Source organism: Paenibacillus faecis, assembly GCF_008084145.1.
Classification (GTDB): Bacteria; Bacillota; Bacilli; order Paenibacillales; family Paenibacillaceae; genus Fontibacillus; species Fontibacillus faecis.
The window spans coordinates 205,728-230,677 of sequence record NZ_VSDO01000006.1 but is presented as its reverse complement, the minus strand read 5'-3'; the positions used below and the strand labels follow the sequence as shown (position 1 = coordinate 230,677).

The following is a 24,950-nucleotide window of genomic DNA, read 5'->3' as shown; positions in this document are numbered from 1 at the left end:
TTTCCGACTCTTCTAACTCCTAAAAAGATGCAAATCTGCAGGCATTTCTTACTAGAGCTTGCATATCTGGCGCCGTCATCGAAACAGTCGAATCGCAGGCATAGCGGCGGCCATCGGTCAAGATCGGATGCACTTAGAAAAGGTAGGGGAGATCAAATAAAGAGATAGGGGAGTGGAAAATAAAAAAACCTGATGGTTTATCAGGTTTGTGGATTGCATATAAGAAAACTCGATGTTATAATCAGATCGCAAGTTTTTTATGTCTTATTGTCATAAGTATCGCATCTTACATCTTAATAGTATCATGCCGGCAAACTCGTGTCAACTGTTTTTTTCTCAAATCGATGGTTAGGAGAGATGTTCAATGGGTTCACTTGTTCTAGGCTTTCAGGAAATGGAAAAAACACAGCATTCGCTCGTCGGAGGAAAAGGGTTGAATTTGGGAGAACTATCCAACATCCAAGGAATACGGGTGCCGGAAGGATTTTGTGTTCCAACCGCGGGATATCGACAAGCCATCGAACATAATGAAACGTATCATGCATTATTGAATCGACTAGCCACGCTAAAAGAAGAAGATCGAGAGCAAATTGATGCAATCAGCAGGAAGATCAGGGAAACGCTGATGGAAGCGGAAATTCCATCCGATGTTGTAAAAGGAGTTACGCTATATCTCTCCCGCTTGGGCGAGGAACATGCTTATGCTGTCCGTTCCAGCGCGACCGCCGAAGATTTGCCGCACGCCTCTTTTGCCGGTCAACAAGACAGCTATTTAAACATCATCGGCAAAGAAGCCATTTTACAGCATATCCGCCAATGTTGGGCTTCCCTATTTACGGATCGTGCGGTGATCTACCGGATGCAAAACGGATTTGACCATCGTCAAGTCTATTTAGCCGTCGTCATTCAAAAGATGGTTTTTCCGCAGGCTTCGGGGATTTTATTTACCGCCGATCCCATGACCGGAAACCGAAAGGTGCTATCCATCGATGCCGGTTTTGGACTTGGAGAAGCGTTGGTCTCCGGCTTGGTCTCCGCCGATGGTTATAAAGTAAGGGAAGGGAAAATCGTCGAGAAAAGATTGGCCGTTAAAAAATTGGCAATCTATGGGCGGAAAGAAGGCGGCACGGAGACCCGGCAGATCGATCCCGATCGGCAAAAGACGCAGACCCTTACGGACGAGCAAATTTTACAACTGGCACGCATCGGAAGACAGATTGAAGCTTATTTCGGCCAGCCGCAAGATATCGAATGGTGTTTGGACCAAGATACTTTTTACATGGTCCAGAGTCGGCCAATCACGACTTTATATCCGATTCCTGAAGCGAGTGATCAAGAGAATCACGTCTATCTATCCGTTGCTCATCAACAAATGATGACTGATCCCATTAGACCCTTGGGATTGTCTTTTTACCTGTTAATTACACCCGCACCCATGCGTAAAGCCGGCGGGAGGTTGTTCGTCGACGTTGCGCCTATGCTGGCCTCACCTGCCGGTAGAGAAACTTTAGTCCATAACCTCGGCCAATCCGATCCGCTCATAAAAGGCGCACTCATGACGATCATCGAGCGAGATTTTATAAAATTGGTACCGACTGATCAAACCGCACCGGTCCCGGGCCGAAGGAATGCGGATTTGCCTGCGAAATTCGAGAACGACCCGACGATCGTTTCCGATTTGATGAAGCGGAGTCAAGCCTCGATCGAAGAGTTAAAACAAACCATCCAAGCGAAATCGGGATCGGATTTGTTTGATTTTATCCTGGAAGATATCCAGCAGCAATTAAAGAAGATTTTATTCGATCCGCAAAGTACGGCCGTATTTATGACTGCGATGGAGGCTTCAGCATGGATCAATGAGCACATGTACAAATGGTTGGGCGAAAAAAACGCAGCGGACACGCTTTCTCAATCCGTACCAAACAACATTACATCGGAAATGGGATTGGCGTTATTGGATGTGGCGGATGTGATTCGTCCCTATCCGGAAGTCATTGCTTATTTAGAACAGGCAAAAGAGGATGACTTTTTGGATGAACTGGTTAAGTTTAAAGGCGGACAGGAAACCCGTGACGCTATCGATGGTTTTCTCGACAAATACGGGATGCGGTGTACCGGTGAGATCGATATTACGAGAACCCGCTGGAGCGAAAAACCGATCACGCTTGTCCCGATGATTCTTGGCAACATCAAAAACTTTGAGCCCAATGCCGGTAGTCGGAAATTCGAACAAGGTCGGCAGGAAGCTTTGGCTAAAGAACAAGAGCTATTGGATCGATTGAAGGCATTGCAGGATGGGGAACAAAAGGCTAAAGAAACCAAACGAAGGATCGATCTCATTCGGAATTTCATCGGGTATAGGGAGTATCCCAAGTACGGTTATATTAGCCGCTACTTCGTTTATAAGCAGGCATTGCTGAAAGAGGCCGAGCGGCTCGTGCAAGTCGGCGTGATTCGTGAGAAAGAAGATATCTACTATCTGACTTTTGAGGAACTTCATGAAGTCGTACGCACCCATCAATTGGATTACCGAATCATCAGCAAGCGGAAAGACGAGTACAAATTATATGAAAAGTTAACTCCGCCGCGCGTTATTACTTCTGATGGCGAAATCATTACAGGCGAGTACAAACGGGAGCATCTCCCCAGCGATGCCATTCCGGGTCTGGCTGTTTCTTCCGGAGTCATAGAAGGACGAGCACGTGTCATCTTACACATGGAAGACGCCGAGCTGGAAGATGGGGACATATTAGTCACCTCCTTTACGGATCCTAGCTGGACGCCACTGTTTGTATCCATAAAAGGCCTGGTCACCGAAGTTGGCGGGCTGATGACTCATGGAGCCGTTATCGCACGTGAGTATGGCTTGCCAGCCGTTGTCGGAGTGGAGAATGCGACCAAACTGATCCAAGACGGGCAACGAATTCGCGTGAATGGAACGGAAGGGTATATCGAAATATTATAAACAACAAGGCAGCCGGATCGTTTTGCCGATCGGCTGCCTTTATTATATATTACGCGAGCTTGGCTTTCGGCCGTACCACCAGCTCGTTAACGTCCACGTCGGCCGGCTGCTCGATCGCATAAGCGATGGCTCGTGCGATGGCGGAAGCGGGGAGGGCATTGCGCCGATACGTTTTCATCAGCTCCCTGGCCTCTTCATCCGAAATACTCTCAGCGAGCTCGGACTCCGTTACGCCGGGAGACACGAGCGTTACCCGAATGTCTTTACCGACCTCCTGCCGTAAACCTTCCGTAAGGGCGCGCACGGCGTACTTGGTCGCACAGTATACCGCGGCCGTCGGCGATACCTCATAGGCCCCGATGGAAGCCACGTTGATAATATGGCCGGATTGCTGCTGCTTCATAGGGGGAATTCCCGCGGCAATGCCATGCAGAACCCCGCGGATATTGACGTCGATCATCCGGTTCCATTCGTCGACTTTCACCGCTTCCAAAGGAGAGAGAGGCATCACGCCGGCATTGTTTACGATCACATCAATGCGGCCGAACCGGGTCTTGGCCAGTCGGATGATCGCTTGCATCTGATCGATATCCGTCACATCCAACTGCTGATAAGCAACGGAGCCTCCTTCCGCCTCAATAAGGGATGCCAGAGCTTCCAATCTTTCCAGGCGTCTGGCCCCCAGGACGACATGAGCGCCCCGGCCGGCAAGAAGCTTGGCCGTCGCTTCGCCGATTCCACTGCTCGCTCCTGTAATGACAACTACTTTTCCACCGATTTCGCACATTGAACATTTCTCCTTTTAATTGATTCATAACAGTTGGCCTCATTAAATTAACGTCATAAAAAAGTGCATGACTCACTATTTTTCTCGATAAAGAACCATTCCGGCGTGATAAAGCACCGAATCGCGGAAATCGCCGTCCGCCGTAAATCCCGTATCGTCCAAGTATTCGATGTGGTCGCCAACTATAGTATATTTGCCTTGGTAAGCGCTCTTCCGATCTCCGCGCGCCTCGTCATATCGGCCGTTCTGCAGCAGCTCATGCCGGATGTAACCGTCCTTCGTCACCCACATCCCGACATAGGGATGGGGCTGATTGTTTTGAGTACTCATTGAGTTTTCTCCTTTCATTGCGGATCAAGGACCATGCCAGCCTGCCCGGCGTTTATACAACCTTGAAACCTGTTTGTTATATGTCCATTATCGTTTCTTCGGGAGACCAGGCGGTAGCCGGATCATACATAATGATTGCCTAATCCTCCAGGAAAGGATAAAGTTAAGAAAGTTAACCTTATGGAAAAAAAGGGAGGTGAAGAGGGTGGATGGATGGTTCGATCAACAAAAGAGAGAACTGCTGCGGATCCTTGAGAAATTCGCAGAGGAAGATGGGACGCATGATACCCAGGTTCCCGGGTTGCGTTTGATTCGAGCTTCCCGGATATCCGAACCGGTTTACTCGGTCTATGAACCCTCTCTTTGCGTCGTGGCCCAAGGATCCAAGATCGTCATGCTGGGGGAAGAGGTGTACCAATATGATCCAAGCAGCTTTCTCACCGCTTCGGTGCATTTGCCGATTACGGGACAAGTGAGGGAGGCTTCGGAAGAAACGCCGTATTTAAGTCTGCAAATTCTATTCGATATGACTCAAATTCTTGAGATCCTTCAGGTATCCGGGGAAGCCGCAGAAGTCAAAAGAGAGACCCGTCGGGGCTTGAAGATAAGCCGGCTGAACGATACGCTTCTGGATGCGGTGCTGCGGCTTGTCAAATTGCTCGAAACGCCCCGCGATATCCCGGTGCTCGCCCCCTATGTTATCCGGGAGATCCTTTACCGGGTGCTTCAGCACGAGAACAACAAGTCCCTGAAGCAATTTGCCGTGATGGGAAGTCATGCGCAGCGAATTGCAGGGGTGATCGAAAAGCTTAACCGCGATTTTGCCCGGCCCTTGCGCGTCGACGAATTGGCGGCGGAGGCTCGGATGAGCGCATCGTCTTTGTACGATTATTTCAAGGAAGTTACGGGGATGAGTCCAATTCAATTTCAAAAGCAGATTCGCTTGCAAGAAGCACGCCGACTGCTTCTCTCCGGTTCCGTTGATGCGGCCGAAGCTGCGTTTCAGGTGGGATACGAGAGCCCGTCGCATTTTAGCCGGGAATATGCGCGGATGTTTGGGCTGCCACCGGTCAAAGATGTCCGTCGTTTGCGCAGCTCCCTTATTGAAGATCTAACGAGTCATGCGAACTAATCGCATCGCAAACTGGACCTGCCTTAGCCTTCAAAGCTCTGGAAAAATCACATGTTAGGAGCATTAAAGCGTGGAAAACAGAAAAAGCAAGTTCAATAAAATATACGCCATGCAACTGGCGACCATTTTTATCGGATTCATCATTTTCGGATTCTCGGAAAACATTAAGGGACCGGCCATCCCGCGCATTCAATTTGATTTTATGCTTAGTGAAGCGCAACTGGGTACTTTGTTATCCCTGAACGCCTTGGGTTATTTGTTAGCTTGTTCTTTTACCGCTTATTTGACGAAAATATGGGGGATCAAGTGGGTCACCGTTACCGCGTTCGTCTCGATGGCGGTTTCCGGTATCCTCATTTTCTTCTCCCATTATTACCCGATGTTCTCGGCTTCGTATTTCTTGATGTATATCGGCAACGGGATGCTGGAAATCGGCCTGGCCATTCTGAGTGCGCGGATTTTCGTGAAAAACACGGGAATGATGATGAATATGACGCATGGGTTCTACGGCTTAAGTTCAACGGTTGCTCCGCTGCTTGCAACCGGCTTGATGCAGGTGACGATCGGCGGCCATACGCTGGATTGGCGCGGGATGTACATGGTGGTGCTGCTCCTGTCCGTTATCCCGGTTGTGATTGCTTTGTTCAGTACGTTCCCAGGAGATGATATCCCGCACGAAGACCGTATCCCGTTCAAGGAACTGCTGAAAGATCGCGTAATTTGGTTGATGGTGCTGGTGCTCACGTTTGGGGTGGTGTCCGAATTGGCCGTCGGCGGTTGGCTCGTCAATTTTCTGGAAAAAGCCTATGGATGGAATACCGTTAATGCTTCCGGGATGTTATCCGTTTTCTTCTTATGCTTTGCACTGGCCCGGCTATTCCTTGGCCCGCTTACAGATCGAATAGGCTTTGTAGTATCCCTCATTATCTTTTCAGGGGCCTCGGCACTATGTACGTTTATTGCAATATTCGGCGGTGAGAGCGTCGCGTTTCTGTTTGCGGCTTCCGGTATAGGTATTGCGATGATTTATCCCACAGTGATGGCTTTCATTGCGAAGAGATATCCGAAGGGGAGCGATGCGGCGATTACGCTCACGGTCACTTTGATGGGATTAGGCAGTGTCATAGGCAATTACCTCATAGGAGGAGTCACCGAGCTCGTCAAACGTATGGCGGGGGAGGATTCGTCCACAAGTCTGCTTCGCGGACTTCAAGCCGGGTACGGCTTCATTGGATTATGTGCGGCATTATGCGCAATAACCGGACTTATTTTATATGTGCATTTGTATAAGCGAAAAGAGGTCATCTAAATACGAATTCACCGGTCAAAAAAATATAAATTTTATTTTTAATTTTAATAGATTTACATATTTTGTAACCTATGATATGTTAACTTTGAAAGCGCATCCATGATTTGAACAATTGAGCGATTATTTATCATCTTTTACATGGAAAGGAAAGATGGAAATGAACAATTGGCTCAAAAAGGCAAGCGCAATCATGTTGGCATTTGCACTTCTGTTTGGATGGATGACAGCGACCGTTAATGCAGACACCGCACTTTTTACGATTGAAGGCGAAGACGCACAGCTTACTTCCGATCTTCAAGTGGCGACCGAGATATACGGACAACCCAAGCCTGGTTTCTCCGGGAGCGGATTTGTCTGGATGCAGAATTCCGGCACAATCACTTTTACTGTGACCGTTCCGGAAACCGGTTTGTATGAGATCTCCACCCGGTACATGCAAGAGCTCAGTCCGGACGGCAGGCTGCAATATTTAGCCGTAAACGGGGTCACCAAGGGGTCGTATATGCTGCCCTACACGACCGAGTGGTCGAATTTCGATTTTGGCTTTCCATAAACTGAAGGAAGGAAGCAACACGATTCAATTGAAAGCCGGTTGGGGATTCGCTTATTTTGATACCTTCACGGTGGATGTTGCGGATCTGGATCCCCTGGATGTGCAGCCCGTTCTCAGCGATCCTGAAGCCACGCCGGAAACTCAGCTTTTGATGAATTACTTAACGGAGGTCTACGGCAACCATATTATTTCCGGCCAGCAGGAGATTTATGGAGGCGGAAATGACGGCAATTCCGAGCTGGAGTTTGAATGGATCTACAACTTAACCGGCAAGTACCCGGCTATTCGCGGCTTCGACCTTATGAACTATAATCCGCTCTACGGCTGGGAGGACGGCACAACCGACCGGATGATCGATTGGGTGAATAACCGGGGCGGGATCGCGACGGCCTCCTGGCATATCAATGTGCCCCGAGATTTTACTTCCTATCAGCTCGGGGAGTTTGTGGATTGGAAGAACGCCACCTACAAGCCGACGGAAACAAATTTTAATACGGCCAATGCGGTGGTTCCCGGTACGAAAGAATATCAATACGTCATGATGACCATTGAGGATTTGGCGGAACAGCTGCTGATTCTTCAGGAAAACCATGTGCCGGTGATTTTCCGCCCCTATCATGAGGCGGAGGGCAACGGCGGATTGAATGGGGAAGGCGCTTGGTTCTGGTGGGCTTCGGCTGGCGCGGAAGTGTATAAGCAGCTGTGGGACCAACTCTATACCGAACTTACGGAGACGTACGGGCTGCACAATTTGATCTGGACCTACAACAGCTACGTGTACAGTACTTCCCCCGCCTGGTATCCCGGCAACGATCAGGTGGATATTGTCGGCTATGATAAATACAACACCATCTACAACCGTTATGACGGTCTGTCCGGCGTACCCAATGAGGATGCCATCAGTTCGATTTTCTATCAGCTTGTGGATTTAACCGACGGCACGAAAATGGTAGCGATGACAGAGAACGATACGGTGCCAAGCGTGCAGAATCTGACCGAGGAAAAAGCGGGGTGGCTCTATTTCTGTCCTTGGTATGGCGAGCATCTTATGAGTTCCGCCTTTAATTATCCGGCCACGCTGACGACGCTTTACCAAAGCGATTATGTCATCACGTTGGATGAACTGCCCGATTTAACGGGTGGGAATCCGACACAAAACGCGTCCATCACCCCTACAACCGTCGAATTTGACAAATTCACGCCGGGCCAAAGCGATAAGGCCATAACCATAAATGCTAACGGGAACGCCTTAACCGGTCTTCGAGCGGGTACCACACCATTGACCGAGATACAGGACTATACGGTAAGCGGCAATACGCTGCTGTTGAAAAAAGAATTTCTGGCCGGGCGTGTGTCCGTACCGGCGGGAAACTTGACGATCCAAGCCTTTAACGGCAATACGAGTGACTCCACCAACGGAATTTCACCCAAGTTCAAAGTGATCAACACCGGTGATTCGGCAATTCGGTTAAGTGATGTAAAACTCCGGTACTACTATACGGTAGACGGAGAAAATTCACAGAGTTTCTGGTGCGACTGGGCCAGTATAGGGAATGCGAATGTCACCGGCCATTTCGTAGAACTGGCGACTCCGGTTGCCGGAGCCGATTATGCTATGGAGATTGGCTTTGCGAGCTCGGCGGGAACGCTTGATCCCGGCCAAAGCGCAGAAATTCAAGCCCGGTTCTCCAAAGCCGACTGGTCCAATTACAACCAGACTGACGATTACTCGTTTAAGGCCTCCGGCAGCCAGTTCGAAAACCATACACAGGTTACCGGGTACTTGAACGGTCAGCTCGTATGGGGGATAGAACCGTAAAGAGGATGTACGGGTTGGGGCGGGAGTTAAATCCAGCCCCAACTTTTTTGAGTTAGGGAAGGTAAGAAGGGTATGATTAAAATTAGTCTTTTATCTATGGAAAGTGCGGTGATTGGCTCATGAAAAACTTGACTGCGGAAGAAAAGCAGCAGTCCATTGAAGCGTTTCATTCGATTATTCGCAAATCGGAAAAGGCGCTGGCTCATTTGAAAGCAGATGCGCCCCAGACGAAGTTGCTTGAGAAGCGACTAAATGCAGCTCGGATTGGCCTTAATATGCTCCTTGCACAATGGGAAGGCCAGAAATTTGACGTCGGCAGAACCGATTTAATTGAAGCAAAAAAGGTGCTAGAGGACTTGCTGTCGACCCTTCCTTCCTATTTTGAGAAGGCGAAAGAGGGAAGTGGGCAGCGGACCTACATTTCGAGAAGGATAGAGGCGTTTCATGTAGCGATTTTCTATATGAACGATCGGATTGAAAATTTTGAGCAAGCGTAATCGGCAAACCCGGCAGCACGTATAATAATGAGTCTTATGGCGACAAATCATCATTAAATATTCGCAGGCGGTACGCGTTCATGGCGAATTCACGCAGATCCTCAAGGATGGTGTAATTGGCCCATGCGCCTGCGAGTGCGCCGATCCCGGGCATCATCTGCAGCATTTTCCGGAAGTCGATAGCGTCGCGATACTCGATCTGAAACGTTTCCCAGTCCATATTCCGGGAGTATTCGGCGTCGGAGCGCCACTGTTCTTTTTCAATATGCCAATTTTTGATGGAAGAGAGCAGCCTGGCACGATTTTCCGGCCCCGAAAACGTCATTTGAAATACTTTGAGAATGAAGACCCGCTCGGAAAAGTGTTTGGTATCATAACCATAAACATGCGCCAGCTCGAACAAAAACTTCATCTTGATCGCAATTAACGCCGGAAAGTCCACCAATCCGAGCATAAAGCCGCCAGCCCCGGTTCCGGCTCCTTCGGCAACGGCGATTTTTTGATACAAGGTGAACAATTCTTTCGCTTCTTGATCGGAAGACTCCAGTTCCGGATTACTTTTTACCGAACGGCTAGGCGTATATTCCGCACCAAACAAGGCCGTCCGCACGATCGAACGTATGGTGGTGGTCATCACGCTCTGTACCTTTGGGGGGATCAGCTGGTTTATTCGATTACCGATGGTCTTCGAGGTTTTTTCCAGCCATCCCGGCGATTTGAACATTTTTTCTTCCCAGTCTGCGATTTCCCTCCGTACTTTAAGTTCGTAATTCATCATCAATCGCTCCTCAAACAAGACTTTATATTACGAAATACACCATAATGTCTTTCCATAGCACCCAAGTACGGCAAGCCGAGGCTGTCAACCCAAACAGTATGGTCAGCGGCTGCTTCACAAGGAAGCAGCCTTTTTTCGTTTCGATCGCCTACAGTTTTCTTGCTTTGATTACAAAAGTTACGGGAAGCATCTTTGCTTTTTTTGCAAAATCGTCGTTAACGTCCCGCAAATCCATCAACTCTTGATCCGATTGCTCAACCATCTGCTCAATGACGAATCCCGCTTTTGAGAGCGTATTCACATAGGTTGATAGTTTGCGGTCCGATAAGGATAGCGTGCCTTCGTCCAGGGTTACCGCATACCAAGATTCGTCGAAATAACATTTTTTAAAAACAAGCATGTCGTCTTCCGCAACAACACATTTGTGTATGGGGTGAGACCAACTGAAAATAAACACGCCGTCTTTTTTTAGGTAAGAAGCGATTCGGCGGAATGTACCCTCAAGGTCGGTGGTCCAGCCTATGGCATAAACCGAATAAACATAGTTAAAATAATCCGTGGGTATGCCGCATTCTTCTTCCATGGGAGAGCATATAAAATTTGCCGAAAGGCCGCATGCCGTCAAATGTTGCTTTGCCTTTTCGATTTGTTTGTCCGATATATCCAGAGCCCATAATTCAGATGCATTGCGCTCTCCGTGATATTGCAAAGAATGACCGGTCCCGCAGCCGATCTCCAACATTTTTGATCCTGAAACATCGCCAAAAAGTTGGCATTGTTCTTCCGAGACAAAAGCTCCATAAAGAGGGAGCGCGGTTGCTCCTAAAATTTCATTTCCTTTGGTGTCCCAAAAGTGGATGTTCGTTTGATGAATGGAGTCTTTATCCAGGCTGACCGTGACAGCGTTTCCAACCTCTCCAGCACCTATTACGTTTGTTCTATGAACAGCATGCTTGTCCATATCGTGCCCTCCCCAAAAAATATAGCTTGAGCCTGACTGCATTAATCGAACACCTGTGCGATTAGCTCCCCAAAAATATACCATTTTTTGATACAAAAAATCTATCTAATATCCATTTATCAGGCAGTTATTTATCGAATGGGGGGGAAGAGGCGAGCTATTTGGAAATGATTTGGGGAGAGCACGAATCCCTTTTAGGACTCGGTAATATCGTAACGGGCACGCCCCGTCTCAACCGTAATGGTCTGGCCGTCTATCCGAGCCTGCATTATATTTTCTACCGGGATCAGAAATGCGTTTCCAGGCAGGTTAAGCTCTGTGCCACCCGGCTGGATTACCCGGCCTTCTCCTTGCAAAATCAGCACCGGCCCGCCCGTGTAGTCGTCTAAGGCATGGCTACGATCATCGCGTATGTCCGTATGCTCCAGCTTCAGTCGGACCTCGTCTGTATCTCCTTGTTCCGCTTTGCGGATATGCAGGCTTCTCCCCATATGCTCGTCGAGCCAGTCCATAACGGGTCGCAGGCATTCATTCATCAGTCTCCACTTCCTTTCGCTTACTGTGCGCATTTGGCGAGACGGTGCAGGAGCCTTGAAAACCATCATTCGCTTTCAGCTCATCGAGGTGTTCCCGCATCTTCTCATCACTAGGCAATTCAGCTGTCAGCTTAACTGCGGGCGAGTGAAACTCCACTTGTCCTCGTTTTTCAGTGTTGCTCATTTTTCAACATTCCTTTCCGATCCTAATTGCGCCAAAGCCGAATGCATGTAGTATGACCGCCTCTTTCTGGAATTATCCTGTGTTAAAAATTGAACGATCGGTCGTTAAATTATTGACAACTCTTGAAGATACACCGTATACTTGACCTTAATTCATTGGAAAGGGGTCTGAGGGTGATCAAGAAGAGAGAGATTACATCCAGCCATATCGTCCAAGCAGCATTCGAGTTGTTTGCAGAGCATGGAATAGAAAAGACGAGTTTAGGCATGATTTCGAAAAAAGTGGGAATCACGAAATCCTCGATTTACTATCATTTTGCTACCAAAGAAGAGTTGATTCATCGTACATTTGAGTACATTTTTAAAGGTCATTATTTTGCCGCTTACTTTGACATGGATTCCGTTAATAAAGACAACTTTGTAGAGACTTTAGTTAGAGGCGGTCTGAACATGCTGCCAAGCGATGACGAAGATCATCGTTCAAAACTAAGAGTATTAAGCGAGTTTACCATGCTCGCCGAACGTGACGACCAATTTAGAGCGCCTTTATTGAAAGTTCAACAAGATTTTCTAGACGGTTTTATCCATCTCTTATCGAAAGGTGTGGAATTTGGGCTGATTGCCCCTTCAAATATCGAAGTTAGTTCCAAAATTCTTGCTCTGCTTATCGATAATTTATCCAGATGTAAGATGATGAAGATGGAGATGGAATACCGGATCATTTGGGAAGAGCTCATTGATAGAATGATTTGTCGAGAAATTCAATAGAGAGCCTGCGAGGAGGAGTGATACGCTTGAAACATATTATTATTACAGGAACGTCCAGGGGAATCGGTGAATCTTTGGCTGAACAATTAATCGATAAGAATCATCATCTGATCTGCATATCTAGAACTACGAACCAACGGATTATCGATCAGGCAAAGAAAATGGACTGCAGCCTTGACTATTGCAATTGTGACTTAACAAATATTGGAGAAATCGATCAGCTTCTCGAAGACGTCTTTAATCGAATTGCTCTGTACTCGAACCATGAAGCCATCTATCTGATCAATAACGCCGCCATGTTGGGTCCTGTGAGCCCCATTGAGCGGATCGCATCCGAGAAAATAACAGAGAACATCCACTTAAATCTAGTGGCACCAATGATCATAACCTCAAACTATTTAAAACTTACAAAGAATATGAATGTGGACAAGAGGATCTTAAATATATCCTCAGCATCCGCAAAATATTTATTGCCGTTACAAAGCTGTTACAGCACTGCAAAAGCTGGGTTGGACTCTTTTACGAAAAGTGTGGACATTGAACAAAAGCTTGCTACATATCCTGCAAAAATAACCGCGGTATATCCAGGCATGATCGATACGAATTTGCAATCGGAAATACGATCGGTTAGCAATGACCTTTTCCCCTATGTTAATGAATTCATTCGAATATCTGAGGAAGGGAAATTACAAACGCCTGAATACACTGCGCAAAGATTAATCGAGATTCTATTTGGTGAAGATTTTGGAAAAACGGTTGTTTTGGAATCCATCGATTCGTAAAAGGCAACGGCGTAAACGACGGAGTGCAGGGGAGTCAGTCACTTTTCCAGACAGGATGTTGCTTATTGTATCGTCTGATCATGACCCACTTCCCTGCTAACCTGAAACACAGTTCTCCAACCAGAATTCCTCCCGCAATATCCACCACTACGTGCTGTTTCATATGGCTTTTGAAGGTGAACCACGTTCGATAATTAATGAATTCGGGACAAGACCGTGAAGTCATGATCCGGAGTTGCATAGGGGTACTTCCAATGTAAACACAAAAACATCATCGGCATGATGAAGGGTTAGACAGCCTTGATGCAGCTCCGCGATATTCCTGGCTATAGAAAGACCGAGTCCCGAGCCAGCTTGAATGCCTTCACTACTCCTTGAAAAATCGACCTTATAAAAGCGATCAAACAATTTGTTTACTTGACTCTTTGTGAGTGGAGTTCCCCTATTCTGGACTTCTATAGTGATATGTGTAGGAAGCTTTTTCAATCTGACGTAGATCGTTCCGGGCTTAAATGAGTATTTCAAGGCGTTCATCAAAAGGTTGTCGATCGCTCTGGCGATTTTATCGCTGTCCACATAAGCCATAGTGGGGGAGGGGCCTATCTCTTTCACCATACGGATTCCATTCTCTTGTGCCAGCGGCTCGAATTCGAACAACATTTGCTCCAAAAGTTGGAACAGATCAATATCTTTCCGATTTAACTGAGTATCGTCGACCGACGTTAGCCGGGTATATTCGAACAAATCATCCAGGAGCTTTCTCAGATGAACGGCCTTGTTGTATGTGTTCTGAACAAAGCGTGAATACTCCTCCTTGTCTCGGAATGATTCGGTTTTAAGAAGTTGGATATACCCAATAATACTGGTGAGCGGAGTGCGCAAGTCATGTGAGAGACCGGTGATCCATTCCATTCTGGATTGTTCGATTTTACGTTCTTTCGCGATTTGTTCCTCCAAACGCTCCGCCATTCTGTTGATATTCATAGCAACATTGCCAAGTTCGTCATGACGATCGACAGCTACACGAAAACCCAAATTCCCTTCCGCGATCTTTTCGAGCCCTTGCTCAAGTTTAATCAAATCTTTGACGATTCGGCGAGTCAATAACAGGAAAATCGTAATAAAAGCAATTACAAACAAAGGAAAGTTCAGATAGGGGAAGAAATGAAGATACCAATCAGAGCCCAAAGCGTTGCCAATTTTAACGGAAAGCATAATGAAAACATCGCTTATACATATTGAAATCACCAGGCTGATGATCATTCTAAGCAGAATATCCATTTGGATACGCTTTTTACGTTTTGGCTTTTGAACATGTTCAGTCAATTTTAAACCAACCCTCCATACTGTAATGCTATATTATTCATTGCTTTCCTTTTTACGACACACATAGACAAAAGCGGGAGGAATATTGAGGGGGACAAATTCAATTTTCTCTATGATAAAGTTCTCGGAAAGCTGCTTCTTCATTTGCAGCGAATATTGAAATGCAATGAACAATCCCCCGGGTTTAAGCGCTTGATAAATTTGCTCCATTAAAGTATTTCTTAATGTGCGCTCAAAATTGAAAAAAGGCAAACCGCTAAAAATGCAGTCCAGGTGTTCCACACCGCCGGCCTTTATCGAATTGACTAATGCGGCCGCATTCGGGTGAGAAGTGAAAGCAGGGTACTCTTTCGTTAAATTGTCTCTCATTGTTTGATCCATTTCAAATAAGAACACCTTGGTCTTCCCGTTAGCCTTTTGATGAAAGTATCGTGTGATGGCTCCGGTACCTGAACCGAGTTCCGCCACAGCAGTCACTCCATTCCAAGCTACTTGCTTAACCATTGCATTGGCCAGGAAGCGAGAACTTGGGATAATGCTCCCCACATTTTTGGGATTTTTCACAAAGCTTCTTAAAAACAACAGATTATTATTCGATTTCATTTATTATTCCCCCATCTAGTATCAATTGACCTTGTAATCGAAATACGTTCCATGGCAGAGACTTCAAAAACTCAACGAATGAAGCATCGATAGAACGGGATTTCCAAAGAAAGTTCCTAATGTAAAAAAAGCTAACGTCCACAGCAAAGCGCTTGAATACGTCATCAAAGTAAATTTCTTGTAATGCATATCGCTCATTCCAATCAGTAGAGGCATCACGTAACGCACGATCGGGATAAACATCCCGATACACATGGCTATATCGCCTCTTTTTCTTAAAATGGATTCGGCTTTAAGGTAGTGTTTATTGGTTAATAGTTTTTTCTTAAGTCTGTGACCAAATAGCTTTCCCGCAAAATAAGAAACGGTGATGGCCGTTAGCAAGCCAGCCAGAATACAAATGTAAGCGGCCCAATGATTAATCACACCAGAGGTCCAACACGGAATTATCAATCATTAATGCTCAGCTCCTCATCTCGATAGAGGTAGCATAACGAGAAAAAATAAGGAATTGGTGAGAGTATTTCTAAAGAAAACCTAAAGAAAATCTGAATTTTTGAATATTCCTTTACGGGAATATTCTTGATATGGTATACTCTGGGCATAAGCTAAGCAATTATTCAATGGGAGGGAAGAGAAGAATGAATCAGGAAGTTACAGACTACCTTGGAAATCTGCCGAAATGGCAAGGGGAGATTAGTTCAACCCTGCGGAATATGGTTCATGAGACCATTTCAGAAGTAGAAGAACGTATTCAGTACAAGAAACCTCACTTTTTGAAGAATGGACATTATGCAGCGGTGATCTCACCTGCAAAGGACGCCATTGCGTTCATGATCTTGAACGCAGACGGCATTGATTTTCCTAAAGGATTCGAAGGGCCAGCTGAACGAAAGTGGATCAAATTTCGGGAAGGCGACACTCCGGATCTTGGCCTGCTATCAAATCTTCTTAAACAAGCCTCCAGTACATTGTAACAGGAAGTCGGGTGGGACAATGGATACGACAACTTTGAACGCGCTCGCTGAACCCAACCGATTGCAGATCGTCGAACTGTTGCGCGAAGGCCCGCTTTCGGTCGGGGAAATTGCGGTACGGTTGGATCTTCGGCAACCCCAAGCCTCCAAACATCTAAAGGTGTTGAACGAAGCCGCCCTTGTTGAAGTACGGGCGGACGCCAACCGGCGAATCTACCGATTGCGTCCTGAGCCATTCATGGAAATGGATACCTGGCTCGAGTCGTTTCGAAGCACGTGGGAAGACCGGTTTGACCGTTTATCCGATTATCTTAATCAATTAAAAAAATCAGATAATCCCTAAATCCAAGGAGGAGATTTAATGAATAACAAACCAGGAATTGTATTGAAGCGTGAGTTTGATGCTCCTCGAGAACAGGTATTTGAGGTTTGGACCAATCCGGCACACTTTGGCAACTGGTGGGGACCAAAGGGGTTTACGCTTGAAGTGGCTAAGATGGACGTTCGTCCAGGCGGGATGTTTCTTGGCTGCCAGAAGTCGCCAGATGGACAGCACGCGATGTGGGGCAAATTCGTTTACCAGGAAGTACTGGCACCGGAGAAGCTGGTCTGGGTACAGTCTTTTTCCGATGAAGAAGGTAACACCGTCCGTGCCCCGTTCAATCCGAATTGGCCGCTTGAGATTCTGAATATTCTAACACTAGAAGAGAATGGGGGGAAAACAGTACTCACATTGCAGGGTGGACCGATCAATGCCTCTGCGGAGGAACAGGAGGCCTTTGACTCAATGGCACCCATGGTTGCACAAGGATTCGAGGGCACCTTCGAACAGCTTGCCCATTATCTGGCCAACCAACAGTAAAGTTTTATGGAAGACGAAAGCCTCGGGAAATCTACTCCGAGGCTTGTTTTATTAGTTGCTTTAACCAGTTGAGCTCGCGAAGCGTGGAAACAAAAAAACACTATATAGGTTGAACTGGCCTATCACATCCTTGCCCAACGCCAATTCTTAGTTCGGAACTATATAGTTCTTGACTATGACGTTAGGTCATAGTGCATAATTCTCACCATAAACGACTAGGAGTGAGAGATATGAACATAAAAGCACTGCGTTCGGACCAAATTTATAAAAAAATAGCCCAGGCCTCGCCCGAGGAAAAGCTTGAGCTGTTCAGAAACGAAATGATGGCTCCCTTTATGAAACAATGGCAAATTCAACAGATCCCTTTTAGAGCGGAAGAGGCAAACGGTTTTGACGTGATTACGATGAATAATATAATGCATCGATCCCCTGATCAGATTACCCGGCAGCTCTTACCTGAGATCGAATTGATTTCATCAGATTCGTTCTGGTCAGAGTGTGAGCTTGCGGTAAGAAAAAGCCTCGGCTTGTTTATAGAACATGAAGTAGACCTTCCTGAGACTGAATATTTGTTTACCATTAGGCTAGGGGATCCCGAAAACCGTGCCTTGACCATAAACGAAGGATATAGCGGCTTTGGGGGCATTCCCGGCTTTATCTGGGGGACAATCTTGCCGAATGAGTACACGATTCCTCGAATGAAGGCTGCGCTGGCGCACGAATGCAACCATAATGTGCGATATCAATTTATACAGTGGGATCATACCGTTAATTTGGGCGAGCTTCTTGTAAGTGAGGGGTTGGCCGAAAATTATGCTGTGTTCTTATTTGGAGAAGATTTCCTCGGCCCTTGGGTAACGAAAACTAACGCGGAAACGCTTAACGAACGCATTAAGCCTGTGCTTCGGGAGAAGCTGCAATTAACCGGGTTTGATCAATTTGCGCCGTATCTTTACGGCGACGAGATCGCAAGGCTCCAAAACTTTAAACCGGTCAATATGCCTTATAGCGCCGGTTACGCATGCGGATATCATTTGATCCAATATTATTTAAGAAAAACAGGAACGTCGATCTTTGAGGCCACAATCACGCCGGCTGCTCAAATACTAGACGAGGTAAAGGGATTTTGGGATGAAGAAACCATTCTTGGCCGTTAAAGATATTGTTCAAATTACTGGCATTACAGCTCGGACCCTGCATTATTACGATCGAATTCATCTATTTAAACCGACACACCTGACGGAAAAAGGGTACCGCCTATATGATCGGAGCAGTCTCGGAAAGCTTCAGACGATTTTGCTATTCAAGGAATTGGATTTTTCCTTGAAGGAAATTGCGGACATTTTAAAGCTGACCAAACAAGAACAGAAACAAATAGTAAAGAGGAAGAGACAAGCCTTATTATCGAAAAAACAAAGACTAGAAACCATCATGATAGCCCTCGACGAATACGTCGCAGGGAAGGACATTAGTCAGTTGCAAATCTTCAACCATTCTTCCGTTTTGCCCTTGAAAGAACAATACGCAAATGAAGCAAAATTCATATATGGTGAAACAGAATCGTATAAAGAATTTAATGAAACGTTGGAAAATTTATCACCAGAGGACCAAGAGGTACGTTTTCAATCCATGGAGGAAATATTCAAACAAATAGCGGCTTGTATCGACCGGGATCCAGCCTCCGATGAAGTGCAGCGACTGATCGGGGAGTGGAAAGAAAATCTAAGTCAATTCATGACCTGTGATGCGGAGTTGCTGGCTTGCATTGCCCATACCTACAAATTCGATGCACGATTTAAAAACTATTTTAATCAGTATGGCAGTGAGGATTTAGCGGATTTTCTTTACAGTGCGATCATGTATCATATCAATCGGTAAAATTAATAATAACCTCCCATAAGAAGCTAAGTAGAAATTTATAGCCTCTAAACGGGAGGTTTTGTTATATATCTGAGCTATGGCTGAGGTAATAGTTGAGTATATCTATAGTCGGCCTATCGTCGTTGTCATCTTTTCAAATATGATGTTTATGGATACTTGCGGATTTAACCTTGTTACAAATAGGAAGAGAGGGCTTTATCATGAGCGAAATCAAAGCCGAAACACTGACACAGGTTTTAAGTAATAGGCTGGGTACAATAATAAACAGCGCGGATTTCCAAACCAAGTCATTGCATGGCGGTACAGTGGGGGATGTACAGCTTATAGCGGGAAACGCCAAAACCACGGATGGCGGGAATTTGCCCTTTAAAATCGTTTTAAAAACGCAGAAGAAATGGGAACGCTACGGCGATCCCGATTCATGGCGCAGGGAATATGATTTTTATAAATCGAATTTCGGCGTTCTGTTTTCTGAATCCTTCCGTTGGCCTGAATGTTATCACGCTGAAATGAACGAAGAACAAAACGAAACGCAGATTTGGATGGAATATATCGACGGCCTATCCGGTTCAGACTTGACCGGCGATATGTATGAACGCGCAGCCGAGGAACTAGGGCGGTTCCAAGGCAAGTTATTTGCCGAGCAGCCAGTGGTTTTACAGAGCTTGACCAACCTGAGCAATGTGAATTATATGAAGAACTTCTATCTTCATTATCGGTCATGGAATCGAGTGTACGATTATATACGCTCCGACGATTGCGAAATTCCGAAACACTTGTGTAACATGCTCATCGATATTGATGAAAAAGCAGATGAAATATTCAACCGTATTGAAAAGCTGCCGATCGTGTTGTGTCACCGGGATTTTTGGGTGGCAAACCTATTCTATTCAGACGGTAAAACCATACTCCTGGACTGGGATACCGCGGGGTGGGGGTATTTGGGCGAAGATATCGCAAGTCTGATCGGGGACGAAGCCGATATGGAACATATGGTTGAGTACTACCATAGATGTATCCCGGCGTATTACAAGGGCTTCTCGGAATTTGCGGATATTTCACACCTATCGGACAATTGCATTTACGAGATGATTTTACTCCTGTTCGGGTACAGGCTTGTGGAGTGGTATATGGACGCAGGACCGGGAAACCAACCTCAAGAACAAAACGATGAAAGAACGCTGCACATCCATATCCTGCAAAAAATCCATGAAATGAGGAACTAGCAGGGAATTCCCTGCTTATCCTCCTAATCAGGAATGGAGGGACCTAATGATGAATTCGAAATTAATCCTGGTTGAAGGGTTACCGGGTTTCGGGAAAACAACAACTGCTCAACTGGTTCATGAAATACTTACAGAGATGAACATGAAATCACAGCTATTTTTGGAAGGAAATCTAGAACATCCCGCTGATTACGAGGGAGTCGCCTTTTTTCAGAAAAGTGAATTCGAGGAGCTATTAAGTACCTATATAAATTTCAAGGACTTGTTAAGTCAACATGTGATAAAACAAGATAACAATTACTTTCTGCAATATCGAAGAATAAAGAATGAATACGGGTCGGATTTTCCAGATGAATTGCTGCACGCCGTTGCCAAAAACGATGTATATGAATTGCCGTTGGCTCAACATAGGGAGCGGATTACAGAAAGATGGAAGCAGTTTACGGAAAATGCTTTGAGTGGTTCGGAAACGTTTGTTTTTGATTGCTGTTTTATACAAAACCCCGTAACCATGGGGATGATTAAATATGGGGCAAGGAAGGAAGACGTGATAAGTTACGTTATAGAACTGGCAACCATTGTTGAACGGTTAAATCCATTGTTGATTTACATAGAACAAAACGATCTTGATCATTCTTTCAGTAAGGCTGTTAAGGGTAGGCCTAAAGAATGGTCAGACGGATTTATTGAATACTATACAAGCCAAGGGTATGGAAAAAAGCACAATTACAAAGGGTTGGAGGGGACTTTGCGGGTTCTTGAAGCCAGGAGGGAATGGGAAGAAGAAATTTTTAACCGTTTAACTATAGCCAAGAAAAAAGTGAACAACTCTTTATATCATTTACACGACTACAAGCATGGTTTGGTGGAGATTTTATCGGAATATTTTAACTCATAAAAAAATGATTTCGAAAAAACCGCATTTCTCCCATACCTGTACCACTCGGTTTGCATATTATATCTATAGCTCCTCACTGACAGGAAGGGAGATGAATAGATGACATTTCCTCTTTATATTGTTGCAGGAACTAGCGGTTCGGGTAAATCGACAGCTGTAAAGATAGTACGTAAAATCATGGGTACTGGCTTCAATGTTTATGATATGGACACGATCATTGTCGATGGAAATTTCCAGACGGCTTGCCAACAGTGGCTCAGGATTGCATATGCAAACTCGATAAGCGGGAATACGACCATTTTATTTGGAGCCGTTCCTTATCCGTACGATGTAAATATATGTGATCATTTTCATTTCTTTCATCCCATCCACTATTTACTGCTCCATTGCAGCAGCGTCTGCCGAACGGAACGTTTGCAGATACGCGGCAATTGGACGAAACAGGGGATAGCGGGTACGAATCTTTACGCGGATCAACTGTATAATAATTATATTTCCGCCAACTTACCGATCATAGACACAACGAATATACCACCTGCACAGGTAGCGAACCAAATCAAGGAATGGGTATTAACGAAGAAGATTCCCTGAAAATGCTCGACTTGACCGCGCTGGATGATTACCGCAAATGGACAGGCCGCATCCCGAACAATCACCCGCAACGGAAAGTCGCATCCTAAGGTTTAGGTTCCATGAGCTATAGAAACGGACTAGCGTTCGATCATACGCTAGTCCGTTTCCGCTTGCATCGAGCCGCAAAATAAACCCAACCGCATGATTATTGTATATTGACAAAAAGGAACAAGACCGATTAGAATCGGAACGGTATGTTCAGTACGGGGCAACTGCGTTAGTGGAAAACGACAGGAACCTATAGAAACCATGGAAAGCCGCATACATTGCGGTCTTTTTGTTTTAAGTCGGAGGTTTTGCCAAGGCAAAACATTGGAAAAAGATATCCAGTAATCATTCAGACATCAGAGAGAGAAGAGGGGGATTCATTTTGAAAAGTGGTCTGGTCAACGCGATTATCGCGTATATCATGTGGGGGGTTCTCCCGCTTTATTGGAAGTTGTTCGACAATGTGCCGGCAGGCGAAATACTGTCACATCGTGTTGTCTGGTCGTTCGTCTTCATGGGTATTCTCGTCGCCGTCCAGCGCCGTTGGGGTGACATGAAGCGGATTGCCTCCAGCCGTTCGCTCCTGCTGTCGCTCGCCGCCAGCGGCCTGCTGATCGCCGCGAACTGGCTCATCTTCATCTGGGCGGTCAACAGCGGCCATGTTGTCGAGACAAGTCTCGGCTATTATTTGAACCCGCTGCTGAACGTCCTGCTAGCCGTCGTCTTCCTTCGCGAGAAACCAAGCCGCGGCCAATGGCTAGCGATTGCCATCGCTGGTATTGCGGTGCTCATTATCGCCATCGACTACGGGCGGTTCCCGTGGGTCGCGATCTCACTGGCCGTGTCGTTCGGCTTGTACGGCCTCGCGAAAAAGAAGATCGTCCAAGACGCTTCTGTAGGCTTATTGTCGGAGACGGCTGTAATCCTGCCCGTCGCGCTCGCCTACTGGATCTATTTGGCTGCCGCGGAAAAGACGACGGCATGGTCGCTGCCTGCGTCCACGTTCGTCGAACTGCTTCTCTCCGGCGTGGTCACGGCGCTGCCGCTGCTCTTTTTTGCGCGGGCGGCCGCCCGGATGTCGCTGTCCGCGCTAGGCTTCGTACAATACATCGGACCGACGATCATGCTGATCCTGAGCGTAATCGTGTTCAAGGAATCGGTCTCGCCGGTTCTGCTCATCGGCTTTGCGCTCATCTGGACCGCGCTCGTCGTCTACGCTACGGCTTCGGTTCGCAGCATAAAACTCGCAAAAGCGAGCTGAGGGAGCGGCACCGTCATTACGGCCATTTCCGTCCAATGGGGCGGAGATGGCCGTTTTTCGCTATTTGTTCTTATCCATTCCTAGAGCGGCTGTATATTGCGGGATTACTTCAATCCGGTTAAAGTTTGCGATTTCCACACCTTAGCCCAAAGATATTCATTATGGCAGGTAAAAGGACTTGATTTTCTGTAAGGAATCCCTTATTATTGATCCATCAACCTTTGACGGGTCAATGATGTGAGAGGAGGTCTTAATCATTTCTACATGTCACACAGATGATCTGCTGTATTTGCTCATGCATTTAAACAAGCATATTGCGACCCGGTTTGAACGATGCGCCGGCGTTAGTCCCAATCGGCTCGAACTCCTTTGCAAACTGACGGGCGGCCAAATCAGCCAGTCGGATCTGCAGAAAGCAGTGTCTATTGACCCAGCTGCAGTGACCCGTCATGTTCAGCAATTGGAAGCGGAAGGTATACTTCAGCGGACTAGGTCCGAGAGCGACAACCGAATTACGTTAGTTCAGTTAACCGAAGAGGGTAAAAGTAAAGTAGCTTTGTTTAAAGCGGAGAAAGATCGATTTCTGGAGGAGCTGCAGGCAGACCTCACGGAATCGGAACGACTCGGATTGATTCAAGCTCTTCAGAAGCTGAACAGCCGCGTTCAACTAATTATAGGAAATAAGCAAGACTAGACTGATTCATAAAAAGATTAGGAGAGAATAACATGACTAAATCGACGCTTAACCAAAATTATAAAGACATTATTACTTCCCGGCATTCCGTGCGTGTTTACGATCCGACGGTTAAAATCAGCCGTGAGGAAATGACTGAAATGTTGGAAGAAGCGACTTTGGCCCCGTCATCCGTAAATCTTCAACCATGGAGATTTCTTGTTATTGACAGCCCAGAAGGTAAATTGACGCTTGAAGAGCTTGCTCCAGGTAACAAAAGACAAGTTACAACCTCCTCTGCAGTCATTGCGGTCTTCGGAGATATGAAGGCATTTGACTATGCTGATGAAATTATGAGTATGGATGTGGAAAAAGGGTATATGACGCCAGAGGTTAAAGAACAAATCATGGCCAACTATACTGATCTTTTTGGACGTGTGCCAGCACAAGCTTTTCGTGAAATGATTCTTATCGACGCCGGTCTGGTATCCATGCAGCTGATGCTTTCTGCACGTGCGCATGGGTATGATACAAACCCGATTGGCGGATACGATAAATCCCGCATTGCGGAAGCATTTGGTATGGACAAGGAACGTTATGTTCCGGTTATGCTCATTTCTGTAGGGAAATCCGCTCAAGAGCCGCGCAGAACCTCGCGTCTTCCCATTGACCGTATAGCGGAGTGGAAGTGAGGATATAACGCATGAACCATCGCCGTCCGGGTTAGCCTTGGCTGGCGGTGGTTTTTTTAATGTATTTGACAATGAGAGAAATGAAGTTTGCCATTAACTCAACGATCGTTTAGTATGGATTTTGGCATTGCGGCTTCACAGTTTCTATCCCATAATGTATTCCTCATCGTGCAGCAAATCATTAAAGGACAACCTTGGGTTAAGGCAGACATGGAGCGAACGGCGGATTTTTATACTCAAATATGGTCGAAGTAAGTAAGGAAATTTTTTTTACCCATTTCACTCAACGATCGTTCAGTCAGTCGAATATGGATTGTTTGTAAGATAACCATTTTTTAGAGATCACCCAGATGTTTTGGATAAGGGGTGTGAAACTATGGAGGGCTTCCATCCGGCACATTAAATGTTCGATATGGCCAATGACGAAGAAGGCTTTACCACAGATTAATGAAGGTTCGTGAGCGTTTTCAAGGTAACGTTCACCCGTGATTCGCATCCACATAAGATGAGCCGTCCTAAGGACGGCTATT

The 24,950-nt window shown here is 46.2% G+C and carries 26 protein-coding genes and 1 pseudogene; 18 read left to right on the top strand and 9 right to left on the bottom strand.

Annotation, left to right across the window (positions count from 1 at the left end; translation table 11 throughout):
• Positions 1 to 364 precede the first annotated feature (364 nt).
• Entirely contained in the window at positions 365 to 2,965 is a 2,601-nt protein-coding gene (gene ppsA, locus FRY98_RS26285) for a phosphoenolpyruvate synthase (protein ID WP_148457674.1), read from the top strand.
• A gap of 49 nt (positions 2,966 to 3,014) precedes the next feature.
• On the opposite strand, the gene FRY98_RS26280 is transcribed toward ppsA, so the two are convergent.
• Together FRY98_RS26280 and FRY98_RS26275 are read right to left on the bottom strand one after the other, a co-directional pair.
• The gene (locus tag FRY98_RS26280; protein WP_148457673.1) at positions 3,015 to 3,752 is read right to left on the bottom strand and encodes an SDR family oxidoreductase; all 738 of its coding nucleotides are present in this window, start codon (positions 3,750 to 3,752) and stop codon (positions 3,015 to 3,017) included.
• A 75-nt stretch (positions 3,753 to 3,827) separates the two neighbouring features.
• Positions 3,828 to 4,082, bottom strand: coding sequence for an Atu4866 domain-containing protein (locus FRY98_RS26275; RefSeq protein WP_148457672.1), 255 nt, complete (start codon positions 4,080 to 4,082; stop codon positions 3,828 to 3,830).
• A 205-nt stretch (positions 4,083 to 4,287) separates the two neighbouring features.
• Here FRY98_RS26275 and FRY98_RS26270 point away from each other — a divergent pair, with 205 nt between their 5' ends.
• The 4 genes and pseudogenes from FRY98_RS26270 (at position 4,288) to FRY98_RS26255 (ending at position 9,392) form a co-directional block, all read left to right on the top strand.
• On the top strand, positions 4,288 to 5,214 hold the full coding sequence (locus tag FRY98_RS26270) for an AraC family transcriptional regulator (protein WP_148457671.1): 927 nt from the start codon (positions 4,288 to 4,290) through the stop codon (positions 5,212 to 5,214).
• 70 nt (positions 5,215 to 5,284) lie between these two features.
• A complete protein-coding gene (locus FRY98_RS26265; RefSeq protein WP_420819714.1) occupies positions 5,285 to 6,523 on the top strand; it encodes an MFS transporter in 1,239 nt (412 codons plus the stop codon).
• 157 nt (positions 6,524 to 6,680) lie between these two features.
• Positions 6,681 to 8,895: pseudogene (locus FRY98_RS26260) on the top strand (glycosyl hydrolase).
• Between the two features lie 119 nt (positions 8,896 to 9,014).
• Positions 9,015 to 9,392, top strand: coding sequence for a hypothetical protein (locus tag FRY98_RS26255; RefSeq protein WP_148457670.1), 378 nt, complete (start codon positions 9,015 to 9,017; stop codon positions 9,390 to 9,392).
• 34 nt (positions 9,393 to 9,426) lie between these two features.
• Here FRY98_RS26255 and FRY98_RS26250 read toward each other — a convergent pair whose 3' ends face one another.
• The 4 genes from FRY98_RS26250 to FRY98_RS26235 all read right to left on the bottom strand — a co-directional run bounded on the left by FRY98_RS26250 (position 9,427) and on the right by FRY98_RS26235 (position 11,851).
• Entirely contained in the window at positions 9,427 to 10,167 is a 741-nt protein-coding gene (locus tag FRY98_RS26250; RefSeq protein WP_148457976.1) for an EcsC family protein, read from the bottom strand.
• Between the two features lie 151 nt (positions 10,168 to 10,318).
• Positions 10,319 to 11,131, bottom strand: coding sequence for a class I SAM-dependent methyltransferase (locus FRY98_RS26245; RefSeq protein ID WP_148457669.1), 813 nt, complete (start codon positions 11,129 to 11,131; stop codon positions 10,319 to 10,321).
• Positions 11,132 to 11,325: 194 nt separating this feature from the next.
• Positions 11,326 to 11,667, bottom strand: a complete 342-nt coding sequence (ymzB, locus tag FRY98_RS26240; RefSeq protein WP_148457668.1) for a protein YmzB — start codon at positions 11,665 to 11,667, stop codon at positions 11,326 to 11,328.
• The gene (locus FRY98_RS26235; protein WP_148457667.1) at positions 11,660 to 11,851 is read right to left on the bottom strand and encodes a hypothetical protein; all 192 of its coding nucleotides are present in this window, start codon (positions 11,849 to 11,851) and stop codon (positions 11,660 to 11,662) included. Before FRY98_RS26235 ends, ymzB begins: the two co-directional genes overlap by 8 nt.
• 173 nt (positions 11,852 to 12,024) lie before the next feature.
• Between FRY98_RS26235 and FRY98_RS26230 the strand changes: the two genes are divergently transcribed.
• Together FRY98_RS26230 and FRY98_RS26225 are read left to right on the top strand one after the other, a co-directional pair.
• Positions 12,025 to 12,618: a TetR/AcrR family transcriptional regulator gene (locus tag FRY98_RS26230; protein ID WP_249043542.1), complete on the top strand. Its 594-nt coding sequence runs from the start codon at positions 12,025 to 12,027 to the stop codon at positions 12,616 to 12,618.
• A gap of 26 nt (positions 12,619 to 12,644) precedes the next feature.
• A complete protein-coding gene (locus FRY98_RS26225; RefSeq protein ID WP_148457665.1) occupies positions 12,645 to 13,400 on the top strand; it encodes a (S)-benzoin forming benzil reductase in 756 nt (251 codons plus the stop codon).
• Positions 13,401 to 13,622: 222 nt separating this feature from the next.
• Here the strand turns inward: FRY98_RS26225 and FRY98_RS26215 are convergent, their stop codons facing one another.
• From FRY98_RS26215 to FRY98_RS26205, 3 genes are all read right to left on the bottom strand, one after another.
• Positions 13,623 to 14,726: a sensor histidine kinase gene (locus tag FRY98_RS26215; protein WP_148457664.1), complete on the bottom strand. Its 1,104-nt coding sequence runs from the start codon at positions 14,724 to 14,726 to the stop codon at positions 13,623 to 13,625.
• Positions 14,727 to 14,759: 33 nt separating this feature from the next.
• Positions 14,760 to 15,329, bottom strand: a complete 570-nt coding sequence (locus tag FRY98_RS26210; protein ID WP_148457663.1) for a class I SAM-dependent methyltransferase — start codon at positions 15,327 to 15,329, stop codon at positions 14,760 to 14,762.
• Between the two features lie 63 nt (positions 15,330 to 15,392).
• Positions 15,393 to 15,755 (bottom strand): DedA family protein, encoded by a 363-nt coding sequence (locus FRY98_RS26205; protein WP_249043541.1) that lies wholly within the window; start codon positions 15,753 to 15,755, stop codon positions 15,393 to 15,395.
• Positions 15,756 to 15,970: 215 nt separating this feature from the next.
• Between FRY98_RS26205 and FRY98_RS26200 the strand changes: the two genes are divergently transcribed.
• From FRY98_RS26200 to FRY98_RS26150, 11 genes are all read left to right on the top strand, one after another.
• Positions 15,971 to 16,306: a DUF1801 domain-containing protein gene (locus tag FRY98_RS26200; RefSeq protein WP_148457661.1), complete on the top strand. Its 336-nt coding sequence runs from the start codon at positions 15,971 to 15,973 to the stop codon at positions 16,304 to 16,306.
• A 19-nt stretch (positions 16,307 to 16,325) separates the two neighbouring features.
• Entirely contained in the window at positions 16,326 to 16,649 is a 324-nt protein-coding gene (locus tag FRY98_RS26195) for an ArsR/SmtB family transcription factor (RefSeq protein WP_148457660.1), read from the top strand.
• An 18-nt stretch (positions 16,650 to 16,667) separates the two neighbouring features.
• Positions 16,668 to 17,168, top strand: a complete 501-nt coding sequence (locus FRY98_RS26190; RefSeq protein ID WP_148457659.1) for an SRPBCC family protein — start codon at positions 16,668 to 16,670, stop codon at positions 17,166 to 17,168.
• A gap of 230 nt (positions 17,169 to 17,398) precedes the next feature.
• Positions 17,399 to 18,325 carry a DUF2268 domain-containing putative Zn-dependent protease gene (locus FRY98_RS26185; RefSeq protein WP_148457658.1) on the top strand — a complete coding sequence of 309 codons (927 nt, stop codon included), beginning with the start codon at positions 17,399 to 17,401 and terminating at the stop codon, positions 18,323 to 18,325.
• The gene (locus tag FRY98_RS26180; RefSeq protein ID WP_148457657.1) at positions 18,300 to 19,046 is read left to right on the top strand and encodes a MerR family transcriptional regulator; all 747 of its coding nucleotides are present in this window, start codon (positions 18,300 to 18,302) and stop codon (positions 19,044 to 19,046) included. Before FRY98_RS26185 ends, FRY98_RS26180 begins: the two co-directional genes overlap by 26 nt.
• A 203-nt stretch (positions 19,047 to 19,249) precedes the next feature.
• Positions 19,250 to 20,275 carry an aminoglycoside phosphotransferase family protein gene (locus tag FRY98_RS26175; protein WP_148457656.1) on the top strand — a complete coding sequence of 342 codons (1,026 nt, stop codon included), beginning with the start codon at positions 19,250 to 19,252 and terminating at the stop codon, positions 20,273 to 20,275.
• A gap of 49 nt (positions 20,276 to 20,324) precedes the next feature.
• The gene (locus FRY98_RS26170; protein WP_148457975.1) at positions 20,325 to 21,173 is read left to right on the top strand and encodes a P-loop NTPase family protein; all 849 of its coding nucleotides are present in this window, start codon (positions 20,325 to 20,327) and stop codon (positions 21,171 to 21,173) included.
• 99 nt (positions 21,174 to 21,272) lie between these two features.
• Positions 21,273 to 21,764, top strand: coding sequence for a DEAD/DEAH box helicase family protein (locus tag FRY98_RS26165; protein WP_148457655.1), 492 nt, complete (start codon positions 21,273 to 21,275; stop codon positions 21,762 to 21,764).
• Positions 21,765 to 22,176: 412 nt separating this feature from the next.
• Positions 22,177 to 23,055 (top strand): EamA family transporter RarD, encoded by an 879-nt coding sequence (rarD, locus tag FRY98_RS26160; RefSeq protein WP_148457654.1) that lies wholly within the window; start codon positions 22,177 to 22,179, stop codon positions 23,053 to 23,055.
• A gap of 295 nt (positions 23,056 to 23,350) precedes the next feature.
• Positions 23,351 to 23,749 (top strand): MarR family winged helix-turn-helix transcriptional regulator, encoded by a 399-nt coding sequence (locus FRY98_RS26155; protein WP_148457653.1) that lies wholly within the window; start codon positions 23,351 to 23,353, stop codon positions 23,747 to 23,749.
• A gap of 32 nt (positions 23,750 to 23,781) precedes the next feature.
• Positions 23,782 to 24,420, top strand: coding sequence for a nitroreductase family protein (locus FRY98_RS26150; RefSeq protein ID WP_148457652.1), 639 nt, complete (start codon positions 23,782 to 23,784; stop codon positions 24,418 to 24,420).
• The last annotated feature ends 530 nt before the right edge of the window (positions 24,421 to 24,950 follow it).

Excerpts from the sequence above, each read along its gene's own strand:
- FRY98_RS26250 (WP_148457976.1), bottom strand. The coding sequence starts at position 10,167 with ATGAATTACGAACTTAAAGTACGGAGGGAAATCGCAGACTGGGAAGAA.
- FRY98_RS26195 (WP_148457660.1), top strand. The coding sequence starts at position 16,326 with ATGGATACGACAACTTTGAACGCGCTCGCTGAACCCAACCGATTGCAG.
- ymzB (WP_148457668.1), bottom strand. The coding sequence starts at position 11,667 with ATGAATGAATGCCTGCGACCCGTTATGGACTGGCTCGACGAGCATATG.
- FRY98_RS26245 (WP_148457669.1), bottom strand. The coding sequence starts at position 11,131 with ATGGACAAGCATGCTGTTCATAGAACAAACGTAATAGGTGCTGGAGAG.
- FRY98_RS26255 (WP_148457670.1), top strand. The coding sequence starts at position 9,015 with ATGAAAAACTTGACTGCGGAAGAAAAGCAGCAGTCCATTGAAGCGTTT.
- FRY98_RS26200 (WP_148457661.1), top strand. The coding sequence starts at position 15,971 with ATGAATCAGGAAGTTACAGACTACCTTGGAAATCTGCCGAAATGGCAA.
- FRY98_RS26155 (WP_148457653.1), top strand. The coding sequence starts at position 23,351 with ATGCATTTAAACAAGCATATTGCGACCCGGTTTGAACGATGCGCCGGC.
- FRY98_RS26165 (WP_148457655.1), top strand. The coding sequence starts at position 21,273 with ATGACATTTCCTCTTTATATTGTTGCAGGAACTAGCGGTTCGGGTAAA.
- FRY98_RS26180 (WP_148457657.1), top strand. The coding sequence starts at position 18,300 with ATGAAGAAACCATTCTTGGCCGTTAAAGATATTGTTCAAATTACTGGC.
- FRY98_RS26150 (WP_148457652.1), top strand. The coding sequence starts at position 23,782 with ATGACTAAATCGACGCTTAACCAAAATTATAAAGACATTATTACTTCC.
- FRY98_RS26280 (WP_148457673.1), bottom strand. The coding sequence starts at position 3,752 with ATGTGCGAAATCGGTGGAAAAGTAGTTGTCATTACAGGAGCGAGCAGT.
- FRY98_RS26275 (WP_148457672.1), bottom strand. The coding sequence starts at position 4,082 with ATGAGTACTCAAAACAATCAGCCCCATCCCTATGTCGGGATGTGGGTG.
- ppsA (WP_148457674.1), top strand. The coding sequence starts at position 365 with ATGGGTTCACTTGTTCTAGGCTTTCAGGAAATGGAAAAAACACAGCAT.
- FRY98_RS26210 (WP_148457663.1), bottom strand. The coding sequence starts at position 15,329 with ATGAAATCGAATAATAATCTGTTGTTTTTAAGAAGCTTTGTGAAAAAT.
- FRY98_RS26185 (WP_148457658.1), top strand. The coding sequence starts at position 17,399 with ATGAACATAAAAGCACTGCGTTCGGACCAAATTTATAAAAAAATAGCC.
- FRY98_RS26175 (WP_148457656.1), top strand. The coding sequence starts at position 19,250 with ATGAGCGAAATCAAAGCCGAAACACTGACACAGGTTTTAAGTAATAGG.
- FRY98_RS26170 (WP_148457975.1), top strand. The coding sequence starts at position 20,325 with ATGAATTCGAAATTAATCCTGGTTGAAGGGTTACCGGGTTTCGGGAAA.
- FRY98_RS26235 (WP_148457667.1), bottom strand. The coding sequence starts at position 11,851 with ATGAGCAACACTGAAAAACGAGGACAAGTGGAGTTTCACTCGCCCGCA.
- FRY98_RS26190 (WP_148457659.1), top strand. The coding sequence starts at position 16,668 with ATGAATAACAAACCAGGAATTGTATTGAAGCGTGAGTTTGATGCTCCT.